Annotated in this window: 9 protein-coding genes; 6 read left to right on the forward strand and 3 right to left on the reverse strand. The window is 35.6% G+C overall.

Annotation, left to right across the window (positions count from 1 at the left end):
* Positions 1-22 precede the first annotated feature (22 nt).
* Positions 23-1,309, reverse strand: a complete 1,287-nt coding sequence (locus CDIMF43_RS04850) for an HdeD family acid-resistance protein (RefSeq protein ID WP_074401428.1) — start codon at positions 1,307-1,309, stop codon at positions 23-25.
* 277 nt (positions 1,310-1,586) lie between these two features.
* Between CDIMF43_RS04850 and CDIMF43_RS04855 the strand changes: the two genes are divergently transcribed.
* On the forward strand, positions 1,587-3,548 hold the full coding sequence (locus CDIMF43_RS04855; protein WP_109841337.1) for a fructose-1,6-bisphosphatase: 1,962 nt from the start codon (positions 1,587-1,589) through the stop codon (positions 3,546-3,548).
* 210 nt (positions 3,549-3,758) lie between these two features.
* On the opposite strand, the gene CDIMF43_RS04860 is transcribed toward CDIMF43_RS04855, so the two are convergent.
* A complete protein-coding gene (locus CDIMF43_RS04860; RefSeq protein ID WP_074401430.1) occupies positions 3,759-3,944 on the reverse strand; it encodes a hypothetical protein in 186 nt (61 codons plus the stop codon).
* A 115-nt stretch (positions 3,945-4,059) separates the two neighbouring features.
* Between CDIMF43_RS04860 and CDIMF43_RS04865 the strand changes: the two genes are divergently transcribed.
* The 5 genes from CDIMF43_RS04865 to cydC all read left to right on the forward strand — a co-directional run bounded on the left by CDIMF43_RS04865 (position 4,060) and on the right by cydC (position 11,046).
* Positions 4,060-4,941 (forward strand): helix-turn-helix domain-containing protein, encoded by an 882-nt coding sequence (locus tag CDIMF43_RS04865; RefSeq protein ID WP_109841338.1) that lies wholly within the window; start codon positions 4,060-4,062, stop codon positions 4,939-4,941.
* Between the two features lie 158 nt (positions 4,942-5,099).
* The gene (locus tag CDIMF43_RS04870; protein ID WP_074401432.1) at positions 5,100-6,518 is read left to right on the forward strand and encodes a cytochrome ubiquinol oxidase subunit I; all 1,419 of its coding nucleotides are present in this window, start codon (positions 5,100-5,102) and stop codon (positions 6,516-6,518) included.
* Between the two features lies 1 nt (position 6,519).
* Entirely contained in the window at positions 6,520-7,536 is a 1,017-nt protein-coding gene (cydB, locus tag CDIMF43_RS04875; RefSeq protein ID WP_034573695.1) for a cytochrome d ubiquinol oxidase subunit II, read from the forward strand.
* A 2-nt stretch (positions 7,537-7,538) separates the two neighbouring features.
* Positions 7,539-9,281, forward strand: a complete 1,743-nt coding sequence (cydD, locus tag CDIMF43_RS04880) for a thiol reductant ABC exporter subunit CydD (protein ID WP_109841339.1) — start codon at positions 7,539-7,541, stop codon at positions 9,279-9,281.
* 4 nt (positions 9,282-9,285) lie between these two features.
* Positions 9,286-11,046, forward strand: coding sequence for a thiol reductant ABC exporter subunit CydC (gene cydC / locus CDIMF43_RS04885; protein ID WP_193553777.1), 1,761 nt, complete (start codon positions 9,286-9,288; stop codon positions 11,044-11,046).
* Between the two features lie 52 nt (positions 11,047-11,098).
* On the opposite strand, the gene CDIMF43_RS04890 is transcribed toward cydC, so the two are convergent.
* Positions 11,099-12,085: a polyprenyl synthetase family protein gene (locus CDIMF43_RS04890; RefSeq protein WP_074401435.1), complete on the reverse strand. Its 987-nt coding sequence runs from the start codon at positions 12,083-12,085 to the stop codon at positions 11,099-11,101.
* Between the last annotated feature and the right edge of the window lie 145 nt (positions 12,086-12,230).

Consider the following 12,230-nt stretch of genomic DNA (forward strand, 5'->3'; position numbering starts at 1 on the left):
AGCCCGAGGGCTCTCCTTTTTATTAATTGTAAATATCATAACTAATGACGGCGCTATTTGGTTTTTTAAATTCATGGCGTAAAAAATTTAAATACGTTCCTGGGGTTAAAATGCCATTCATAGATAACAAATCAATCCCAGATGGTCCAATAATGGAATCAGAAAGTAAGCAACAATTGGTTGTGAGAACAAAATAGGATTTAAAAGGCCCTCGATTGAATTTGTATAGTTTACTGTTTGCTTGGTAACAAGCTAGACTAGCGTAATCTTGATAGTTAGTTCGATCAACCAAAGGATCTTGAGCAAGAGCTAAACTATAATTTGATTTCCATTCATAACATTGAGCCTTGATGTCTTTAATTGCATTTGCGACATCTTGCTTTTCCTGAGGGGTTAACTGAATACCAAAACCAAACAATGTTTTTTGACTATGTTTAATGCAAAATGGAATATAAGACGCTTTGTCTGTTGTCAATAAAACGCCGTCCCCCATAGTGTCAAATAAGTGATAGGAATCTTCATCATAGTTGCCATAAGAAATGATTTCACCTTCAAAACATAGATCCATATGACCAATGGACCCAAAACTTTTTTCTGTAACGTGAATATAAATTTCTAAGTCGGGCATGATGTCTGATTTTCGTTCTGAAAAAACGGCTTTTTCACTGACTACTTCACTAGGTTTTAAAATTTTATTTGTTTCAGTTAAAACGCGTTTTGGAACAAAAGCTTCTAAAAAGATTGGAGGCGTAATTTTTATTTTACGTTTCAAGTGGTCGATGGTTGAATTTGGAAGGTAACTCATTAGCAATAAATAAAGGTTGCCACAACCTGAAAGAATAAAGTACACCCCAAAAGCAATTAAAATTTGTTCCAAGGATAGGAAAGGTGAGAAGATTAATAAAATACCTGTAATCGAAAGAAACAGTCCGCTTACTAAAAGCGTAAAACGTCCAACGAGTTGATTTTTATAATAAGTGCGATAACTAACTAGCTTTGCAAAGCCTTTTAACAACGTATAACAACCGAAAACAGTAAATAAAAATTGATACGACATTGTTGAAAAAAAATAAAAACTCAAGCCGAGTATAATTTTAATAAGACTATCTTTTAAAATTTTCAGGTCTAGTTTGCGTTTTAATAAAAATTGAGAAAAATGAGACAGGCTATCAATTAGCAATGCCAACATCATTAACAAGGTGAAAATAGAAAGCAAGGATGTGTTTATCTTTAAGATAATACTTCCAACGAGAATTAAGGCAAAACTCGATAAAAATAGGTAAAGTCGGTTTAAATGGGTTGTCGACATAGTAAGACCTTTCTTATAAAAATAATCTATCTAATAGATAAAATTGAATTCAATCGTTTTTCATTTTAACACTTAATAGGTAGAAATCAAACTATTGCCAAGATGATTTTTAGATTAACGCTTAAAAGTAACCCGTAAAAATCGTTTTTTTTATTTTTGGTATAGATTGGTTTGGGTCGTTTTCATTCTTTAATTCATTTTCATTCGAACTTATTTAAATATGTGTTATAATTATTGGTATAGCTATTTTATTATGAATGGTGGAGGTTAATACGAGATGAACAGCAATCAAAAATACTTAACTTTATTAGCAAAAGAATTTCCAACAATTGGGGAAACCGCGACTGAAATCATTAATCTGCAAGCAATTTTAAATTTACCAAAAGGCACGGAACATTTCATTAGCGATATCCATGGCGAGTATGAGGCTTTTCAACAGGTGTTACGGAACGGTTCAGGGAATATCAAAGAAAAAATCAAAGATATTTTTAACAATCGGTTGACCCAAAAAGAAAGGACTCAATTAGCCACGTTGATTTATTATCCCGAAGAAAAAATGACGTTGACGATTGAAGCCTTAAATAGCCAACAAGAAATTGACGAATGGTATAAAATCACTTTAAATCGTTTAATAGAGTTATGCGTTTTTGTAGCATCAAAATACACACGTTCAAAAGTCAGAAAAGCCCTTCCTAATGAATTTGCGTATATAATAGAAGAGTTGCTATTTAAGGCGAACGATTCTAATGACAAAGAGGATTATTACAATGAAATTATTCAAAGCATTATCGCGTTAAATCGTGGGTTTCAATTTGTAAGCGCAATCTCATATTTAATTCAACGATTAGTGGTAGATCATTTACATGTTGTGGGAGATATTTACGATCGCGGACCTTTTCCTGATAAGATAATGGACACGTTGATGGACTATCACTCAGTGGACATCCAATGGGGAAACCACGATATTTTATGGATGGGAGCAGCTAGTGGTTCACAAGTTTGTTTAGCGAATGTATTAAGAATTTGCGCACGGTATGACAATTTAGCAATTCTTGAAGAAGGTTATGGGATTCCATTAAGACCATTACTGACATTTGCAGAAAGAGTTTACTCAAAAGAAAGTGGAGCCTGTTTTGCACCTAAAATTGATCAAAAAACAACGCCATATTTAACCGACGAGTTGCAACAGATTACGAAGATTCATCAAGCGATTGCGGTGATTCAATTTAAATTGGAAGGCCCGATTATTAAACGCCATCCAGAATTTCAAATGGAAGATCGGCTACTGTTATCTAAAATAGACTATGACAACCAAACCATTGCCCTTAAAGGAAAAGTTTACCCTTTAACCAATGCTCATTTTCCAACGATTGACCCATTAGATCCCTATCGTCTAACAGAGGAAGAAGAGTACGTGATTGAGAAACTAAGCGAAGCTTTTCAACACAGTGAAAAGTTACAGCGTCATATGGCATTTCTTTATAGTCATGGCAGCATGTATTTAACATATAATAATAACTTATTGATTCATGGCTGTGTCCCTTTAAATGAGGATGGCAGTTTGATGTCTCTCAAATTAAATGGGGTTTCCTATCAAGGCAAGCAGTTGTTAGATCAATTTGAACAAGCGTTAAGAAAAAGTGCGCAGTCAAATGAAACGGACAAAATGGCAGAGTTAGATTTGATTTGGTATTTATGGACAGGAGCAGCTTCTTCTTTATTTGGAAAAGATCAGATGACAACTTTTGAACGTTATTTCATTGAGGACAAAGAAACGCATGTGGAAAAAAAAAATGCGTATTACCGTTTGCGTAATACGGAAGAATGTTGTTGTATGATTTTGGAAGAATTTCAGTTAGATGCTACTTGTGGACACATTATTAACGGACATACACCAGTCAAGGAACGGATTGGAGAAACTCCAATTAAAGCAAATGGAAAGTTAATTGTCATTGATGGTGGGTTTTCAAAAGCGTATCAAAAAACAACAGGTTTAGCTGGGTACACGTTGCTCTACAATTCCTATGGTATGCAACTAGCTTCCCATCAACCTTTTACTTCTCGGATGGATGCCATTGAAAATGAACGAGACATCATTTCAACAAGACGCGTCATCGATTTAGAATTAAAGCGTAAAAAGGTTAGCGAAACAGATATAGGTCAAGAATTAATGAAGCAATTGATTGACTTAAAGAAGTTATTAAAAGCATATCAAGAGGGAATCATTAGTCAAAGATAAGAATCAGAATAATTGATTCTTATTTTTTTATTCTTCAAAAGGGATAGGAAGTGGGATTTTATAGACTAACTAAGAAACTGTAAAAATAAATAAAGCGTAAATCCTAATAAAGTGTTAAAATAAATATTAATATTCTAGGGAAAATAAAAAAATAAGCAGACAAGTCTACTTATTTTTTGCTAGTTTATTCTAATGATGTACCTGTTTTTATTAATGAGAAGTTTCAAGTAAACGACAATCTGATTTGCGGACAATTAACTTACCGTGGTATTTTTCATCGAACTCTTTGTCTGAATTCAGTGCTATTACTAAGAAGGAATTCTCATAAACTTTTTCGATATATCCTTCAAACTCTTTTTCATTTAATGTGAAGATGATTTGATCAGCATACCCCATTGGTTTTCGCCTCCAATAAACTTTTTATTCATCAAAATGGAATAACATCATTATGCAGTAAATGATATAAATTATAAAATGCGAATTCGCATATTTTTTGAAAGTGAGGCACTTTATGGCAAATCTCGGTTCCACTATAAAAAAATTTAGGAAACAGAATAAAATGACCCAAAAAACGTTAGCTGAAAAAATTTGCTCCCAAAGTGTCTTGAGCCGCATAGAAAGTGGACTAGAAGTTCCAAATGCTGTAGTGTTACATCAATTGTGCGAACGACTGGGCATCTCTGTTGAAAAAGCTGTTTCTTCTAATGTGAATCATATTTCTTCAAATAAAGACACGTTAAAAAAGATGAGTGATTATTTTGACAATAACCAATACGATCAGCTAAAAGCATTTTTAAAACAAAATAATTGCATCAACGAATTTCACGAAGATGTTGATCTGCAGTTTTATTACTATTGTAAGGGAAGTTGTCGTTATTACGTAGACAGTGATTATAAAGGTGCACTAAATGATTTAACGATGGCCTTAGAATATACTTATTCTCCTAATAATCATTATTTTACAACCTATGAAGTGCTAATTTTAAGTTGTTTAGGGAAAGTTTACATTGATCTAGGACGAGAAGCCGAAGGAATGAACTTTCTTCACGATAGCTTATTGGCGATTAACAGTGTTTCAATGAATGAAAAGTCTTATTTGCTTACAAAGATATTCTATAACATTGCGTCCATTCATCGACAAAAGAAAGCCTACAGTGATGCTAAAATTTACCTTGAAAAAGGAATTCAGTTTGCGAACGACCTACACAATAGCTACTACTTATCAGAACTATTTTATGAAAAAGCCAGTATTTCTTATGTAGAAGGAGACCACAAAATGGCCTACTTAGATATGTCTGTCGCCTACGGGATTGCGCAAGGTGTTGAAAATAAGAAAATGACGTTATTAACAAAAGAAAAACTAATCAAGTGGGACTTTTATCCTGTTATTTGAAAAGCTTATATCATAGCCATTTTTAGAAAGTCAACAGAAATTTTGTCCCTAATGGTTGTAAAACTTTTTATAATGATTATAATATAGAGTGAAGTTCAAAAAATTAATATCAAAATTAGTTTTATGAAAATGAACATAAAAAGAGGAGGTTTTTTGTAGTGGGATTAGATATCGTTACACTAGCACGTTTTCAGTTTGCGATGACAACCGTTTTTCATTATTTCTTTGTGCCATTATCAATTGGATTAGCTTTAGCAGTTGCTGTCATGGAAACGATGTATGTTGTGAAGAAAAAAGATGTCTATAAAGACATGGCAAAATTTTGGGGACATATTTTCCTATTAAGTTTTGCTGTTGGGGTAGTAACAGGGATCATTCAAGAGTTTCAATTTGGGATGAACTGGTCAGACTATTCTCGATTTGTAGGAGATATTTTTGGAGCGCCACTTGCGGTAGAAGCGTTATTAGCCTTCTTCCTAGAGTCAACATTTATTGGATTGTGGATTTTTGGCTGGGATAAATTCAGCAAAAAAGTTCATATGGTCTTTATTTGGTTAGTGGTCTTTGGTTCGATGATGTCGGCTTTCTGGATTTTAGTAGCCAATAGCTTTATGCAACATCCAGTAGGATACGAATTAAACAATGGTCGCGCTGAATTAAATGATTTTGGTGCATTGTTAACAAGTCCTCAAGTATGGTATGAATTTAGTCACGTATTATTTGGTGCGGTAGTTCTTGGCGGCTTTGTGGTTGCTGGTTTATCAGCATTTAAACTACTTGCTAAAAAAGACACATCATTCTTTAAAAAGTCATTAAATATCGGCTTAACACTTGGCTTGATTGGTGCCGTTTGCTCTATTTTAAGTGGAGATTTACAAACAAAAGCTCTAGTACACGATCAACCAATGAAATTTGCTGCAACAGAAGGTTTGTATGAAGATTCTGGAGATCCTGCTTCATGGGCATTACTAGGCATTCATGACGTTGAAAAGAAAGAAACAACTTGGTCATTGGAAATCCCTTATTTATTAAGTATTCTTTCATTTAACAAACCAGAAGGTGCCATTCGAGGCATGCTGTCAATTAATAAAGAATTGATTGAAAAATACGGCAATCAGAATTACTTCCCACCGGTTCGAACTCTTTTTTGGAGTTTCAGAATTATGGCTGGTAGTGGGGTATTCTTATCACTAGTTGCTGTTCTGGGCTTATGGTTTAATAATAAGAAGAAAACGTTAATGGAAATGAACTGGTTATTACGTGTCATTGCATTTTGTACGTTTGTCCCATTTATTGCGAATACAGCAGGTTGGTTGATTACGGAATTGGGTCGTTACCCATGGACGGTATACGGCGTCTTTACGATTGCGGATAGTGTATCACCAAACGTTTCAACAACGTCGCTATTAATTAGTAATATTATTTACTTCTGTTTATTCTCAGGCCTTGGTGCCGTAATGGTTTACCTTGTGAAAAAAGAGATGGACAAAGGTCCTTACCATGAGCTAGAAAGTCAAGATCATGATTCTAAAGCAAATGTAGATCCATTTGAAAAGGGGGCTTTCGGAGATGAGTGATATCAGTAACTTACAGTTTTTGTGGTTTATTTTAATCGGTGTCCTATTCGCAGGCTTCTTCTTCTTAGAAGGATTTGACTTTGGCGTGGGGATGTCTACTCGTATTTTAGCAAAAGACCGGGAAGAGCGTTCACAAATTATTGAGTCAATTGGTCCTGTCTGGGATGGGAACGAAGTTTGGTTGTTAACTGCTGGGGGCGCGATGTTTGCGTCATTCCCATACTGGTATGCTTCTGTATTTAGTGGCTACTATCTAATTTTGTTTACAATCCTATTCGGTTTGATTATCCGCGGTGTATCGTTTGAGTTCCGTGGCAAAATGGAAACAGAAAAAGGGCGTAACTTCTGGGATTGGACATTATTCTTTGGAAGCATTATTCCACCATTCTTTTTTGGAGTTCTATTTACCAGTATGGTAAGTGGAATGCCACTAGATGCTGACGGAAATATGACTGCAACGTTTACGTCTTACTTTACACCCTTCTCACTTGTTGGGGGTGTTGCATTAACATTATTATGCTTGTTACATGGCTTTAACTACATCCGTTTAAAAACAATCGGTGAAGTAAGAGATCGTGCAGTAGCTTATGGGAAAAAATTATATTTAGTCTTGTTTGTTGGGTTAGTAGCATTTGCAGGCTTGTTGTATGTTTCAACTGACTTCTTTGATATTCACCCTGTATCAACACTAGCATGGTTAGTAGTGATTGTATTGCTAAGTGTACTAGCAACATACGGAATTTATAAAGACAAAGAATGGTTGTCATTTATCACAAGTGGGTTGACTTTAATTGCTTTAGTCGCATTATTGTTCTTTGGTTTATTCCCACGTGTCATGGTAAGTTCAATCTCACCTGACTTTGATTTAATGATTAAAACAGCTTCAAGTTCTCCGTATACGTTAAAACTAATGACATGGTTATCACTTTCAATCTTGCCATTTGTTATTGCGTATCAAAGTTGGAGTTACTACGTTTTCCGCAAACGAATTACTAAGGAAAAAGCGGTGAAATATTAATTATGATGGATAAACGCTTATTGGGTTTATCTGGCATGAAAAAAATGATGATAATGCTTGCAGGAATTTCTTTTCTGCAAGCTTTTATGATTATTTTTCAAGCTAGGTATTTGGCCCTTTCAATTACAGGATTATGGAACGGTGAAGGATTGTCTCATCAGCTGACCAGAATGCTGTACTTTTTTTTAGCTTTTGGTGGTCGTCATTTATTGACACTAATTAGAGAACATCTTCTAGATAAGTATTCATATGAAAAAGGCAAAGAGTTACGAAAAGCATTATTGAACCAAGTTTTTTCATTAGGGCCTAATATGGTTCAAAAATCAGGAACCGGAAACGTTGTGACAATGGCGTTAGAAGGTATCCGTCAAGCGGAAAATTACATCACCTTATTTTTATCAAAAATGATGAATATGATGATGATACCTTGGATTGTCTTAATTTATGTTTTCACATTAGATGTTGATTCAGGTGTAATCATGATTATTGTTTTTCCAATCATTATTCTTTTTATGATTATTTTAGGCTATGCTGCTAAAGGGAAAGCAGATCGACAATATGAAACGTACCGTATTTTATCAAATCATTTTGTGGATGCCTTACAAGGCTTGGAAACCTTAAAGTTACTAGGTCTAAGTAAGAAATACCGTAAAAATGTGCATGATGTGAGCGAAAGCTATCGAAAAGCCACCATCAGTACGCTGAAGATAGCGATTTTATCAACGTTTGCACTAGACTTTTTTACAACCTTATCCATTGCAGTAATCGCATTGTTCTTAGGGTTGCGTTTACTTGAAGGGGCGCTGTTGTTATTGCCAGCTTTGACAGTATTGATTTTAGCACCTGAATTTTTCTTGCCTTTAAGAGAATTTTCAAGCGATTATCACGCAACTTTAGATGGGAAAAATGCCATGGGGGCTATTTTGGATGTTTTAGCATTAGAGACGCCGACGGATGTTGAGGTTTTATCAGATGAGTCTTCTCTTTGGAATGCTGAAAGTACACTAAAAATCAACAACTTAAAGGTTTCCTACGAAAATAATGATCGTTTAGCCATTGATGAGTTGAATTTTGAATGGAAGGGCTTTGGGAAAATTGGTTTGATTGGAGCCAGTGGATCTGGGAAATCAACCTTTATTGATACAATTGGTGGTTTTTTACAGCCAATCGATGGAACTCAAATTGAACTAAATGGTACCAAAATCCCTCATTTTGCACAGCGTAATTGGCAAAAAGAAATGGTTTATATTCCACAAAAACCTTATTTGTTCCATGATACGTTAGCGAATAATATTCGTTTTTATCAACCAAAAGCAAATGATGAAGCGGTTTTAATGGCGGCCCAAAAAGCAGGGCTGAAAGAATTTATTGAAGAGCTGCCAGAAGGGCTGAATACCTTTGTTGGTGAAAGTGGTCGAATGATGAGTGGGGGTCAAGCCCAAAGAGTCGCGATTGCAAGAGCTTTTCTAGAGACGGAACGTAAAATTTTACTGTTTGATGAGCCAACTGCTCATTTAGACATCGAAACAGAAGTTGCCTTGAAAGAAACCATTCTGCCTTTGATGGAAAATCATTTAGTATTCTTTGCTACGCATCGATTGCATTGGACAAATGAAATGGATATGATTTTAGTTTTAGATCAAGGCAAAGTTGTAGATGCAGGCACTCACGAAGAATTACTAGCAAAAAATGGGGCGTATGTCTCCTTGATGAATCAAATGAGAGGAGAGCTACCAAATGAATAAAAAAATGATGCAAAAAATGCGTCAAACGTTTCGTGAAGATAATTGGGTGAAGCCTTATATGGCAAAATATCGTAAATTATTATACCTTGTTTTATTCTTAGGGTTTATGACGCTATTTTGTGGAAGTGCGTTGATGTTTGTTTCTGGGTACTTAATTAGTCGTTCGGCTAGTTTACCTGAAAACATTATGCTGGTTTATGTTCCCATTGTACTAACGAGAGCCTTCGGGATTGGCAGACCAACGTTTCGTTACGTTGAGCGCTTAGTGAGTCATAACTGGGTGTTAAAAATGACCTCTGATTTACGTGTGAAATTGTATCGTTCTTTAGAAAAAGAAGCAATCTTCTTTAAAGGAAAATACAAGACGGGAGATATTTTAGCTATTTTAGCAGAAGATATCGATCACATCCAAAACTTGTATTTACGAACTATTTTTCCAACATTGATTTCATGGGGTATTTATATTTTAGTTGTGATTGGATTGGGCTTCTTTTCAATTCCATTTTCGCTAATGATGTTGTTGATGCTAGCGGTTGTCACAATCTTAATGCCGCTAGTATCGGTTTTAGTGAACGGTGCCAGAATGTACGCTCAAAAAACCGCTCGTAATGGTTTATACGATCAATTAACAGATGCGGTTTTAGGTGTAGGCGATTGGCTATTTAGTGGCAGAAAGCATGACTTTATCACTAGTTATGAAGCGAGTGAAGCAGAAGTTCGTGATTACGATGAAAAAATCAAACGATTTGATCGTGTTCGTGATTTCTTAGTTCAGCTTTGCTTTGGGTTAATTGCACTAGCTGTTTTAGTTTGGACAAGTACGGTTTTTCAAGGGAATCATGGCGGTGGTGCCAACTGGATTGCCGCTTTCGTGCTAGCCGTTTTTCCATTAATTGATGCTTTTGCACCGATTCCTCAAGCCGTTTCTGAATTGCCTATCTATGAGGATTCAGTGGAACGTATGAACGCGTTACCGAAGATTGATGATTCTAATGATGAAGCAACTGAACGTGCGGCAGCAATAACAGAAGGTGCTTTTCAAGAACTTTGTATTCAACAGGTGTCGTTTTCTTATGAGAAGAGCCATAAAACAATTATTGATGAGTTGTCGATTACTTTAGCGAAAGGGGAAAAACTTGCGTTGTTAGGTAAAAGTGGCGCTGGTAAAAGTACGCTTGGCAAAATGCTTCGTGGCGATTTAATGCCAACAGCAGGCGAAATTACGATTAATGGTATTCCAACTTATGAATTTGGAGATAGGATTTCAAATTGGGTTGGAGTGATGAATCAAAGTCCGTATCTATTTGATACCACAGTACTAAATAATGTCCGTCTAGGGAATATTAAAGCAACGGATGAAGAAGTGATCGCAGCGCTTTATCAAGTTGGATTAGGTGAAATGATTGCAAGTTTGCCAGAAGGCTTTCATACACTAGTAGAAGAAGCTGGTGGTCGCTTTTCTGGAGGCGAAAGACAACGTTTAGCCTTGGCACGGATTCTATTGCAAGATACACCCATTGTGCTGTTAGACGAGCCGACAGTAGGCTTAGATCCAATTACAGAACAAAAGTTGTTAGATACATTGTTTGATGTATTGAAGGATAAAACGATTGTTTGGATTACCCATCATTTACAAGGCGTGAATCAAATGGATCAAGTAATTTTTCTTGAAAATGGGAAAATTGAGATTTTTGGCACCCCAACGGAGCTTTTAGCTACGAATGAACGTTACCAAAGGTTATATCGTTTAGATCGAGGCGAATAAACATAAAAAGAGGAAGTTCATCTTAGATGAACTTCCTCTTTTTATGTTGAAATTAATAATTTCGATTAAGTAACTGTTTTGTTAAAGCCAATAAAAGATGTTTTTCCGGTTGTTCAGGCAAACTATTGATGCCTTTCAAGGCTTTGTTTGTATAGCGTTCGGCTAAGTGTTTAGCTTCTTCAACGCCTTGGTATTTGTCAATTAAGGAAAGAACCATCGTGACATCTTCTTGACTCATAGCAGCCCCATTTTTTAAATAAGGAGCAAATTCCTTTTGATGGCCACGCATTGCTAAAATCAAAGGTAGAGAGTAAACGCCTTGCTTCACATCTTCTAAGACAGGTTTTTTTAAAACTTCACTGTTTTCAGTATAGTCTAAAATATCATCTAGAATTTGAAAGGCAATTCCAATATTATGTCCGATATGATGGCTGCTAGTAATTACTTTTAAATCAGCCTTCCCCATCTGAGCACCCTCAAAGCAACTTAGTGAAAAAAGTTGAGCTGTTTTGCCCGTAACGCGTCGTAAGTATTGGCGAAGAGTCACATCTGTGTTGTAGCGCAGATGCATTTGATCTAACTCTCCAATTAAGATGCGTTTCATTGTAAAGGCATTTAATTTTATGGTGCTAAAAGAATCTGTCGCATCGGCGATTAAGTCAAAATAAACCGTAAAAAGAAAATCTCCTGTATACACAGCAATATCTTTTCCGTATTTTGCTTGCACAGTCGGTGTTCCTCTTCTTGTAGGAGAGTCGTCAATAATGTCGTCATGTATCAGCGTTGCCATGTGTAGTATTTCAAGTGAAGCGGCAGTATAAATTAATTTTTTATGTTTTTTCTTTGTGGCGCTACCAAAACGTGAAAAAAGAATAAAGTAAGCAGGGCGTAATAATTTCCCACCAGAATGTAGGAGGTCATGAATGGTAGTTTCAACTTCTTTATTACGAATTCGAACTTTTTTTTCCATCACTGCGTAGCTTTCAGCTAAATCGTCTTTGATTGCTGGAAAATTTTCCCACATAGGATGAATTGGCATAGTTGGTTTCCTTTCAAGTAGCACGGATGGCCACTTCTATTTTATCGGTTTTTAAATGGATAGTATCATTCATAAATCTATCGCATTCTACCGCCTGTGTCAACGATTGTGAATTAAAAAATAAGTTTTTTTGGAGAGAAAAAGG

Origin of the sequence: Carnobacterium divergens, from assembly GCF_900258435.1 — a bacterium.
Taxonomy (GTDB): domain Bacteria; phylum Bacillota; class Bacilli; order Lactobacillales; family Carnobacteriaceae; genus Carnobacterium; species Carnobacterium divergens_A.

Excerpts from the sequence above, each read along its gene's own strand:
- CDIMF43_RS04850 (WP_074401428.1), bottom strand. The coding sequence starts at position 1,309 with ATGTCGACAACCCATTTAAACCGACTTTACCTATTTTTATCGAGTTTT.
- CDIMF43_RS04855 (WP_109841337.1), top strand. The coding sequence starts at position 1,587 with ATGAACAGCAATCAAAAATACTTAACTTTATTAGCAAAAGAATTTCCA.
- CDIMF43_RS04860 (WP_074401430.1), bottom strand. The coding sequence starts at position 3,944 with ATGGGGTATGCTGATCAAATCATCTTCACATTAAATGAAAAAGAGTTT.
- CDIMF43_RS04865 (WP_109841338.1), top strand. The coding sequence starts at position 4,060 with ATGGCAAATCTCGGTTCCACTATAAAAAAATTTAGGAAACAGAATAAA.
- cydD (WP_109841339.1), top strand. The coding sequence starts at position 7,539 with ATGATGGATAAACGCTTATTGGGTTTATCTGGCATGAAAAAAATGATG.
- cydC (WP_193553777.1), top strand. The coding sequence starts at position 9,286 with ATGATGCAAAAAATGCGTCAAACGTTTCGTGAAGATAATTGGGTGAAG.
- CDIMF43_RS04890 (WP_074401435.1), bottom strand. The coding sequence starts at position 12,085 with ATGCCAATTCATCCTATGTGGGAAAATTTTCCAGCAATCAAAGACGAT.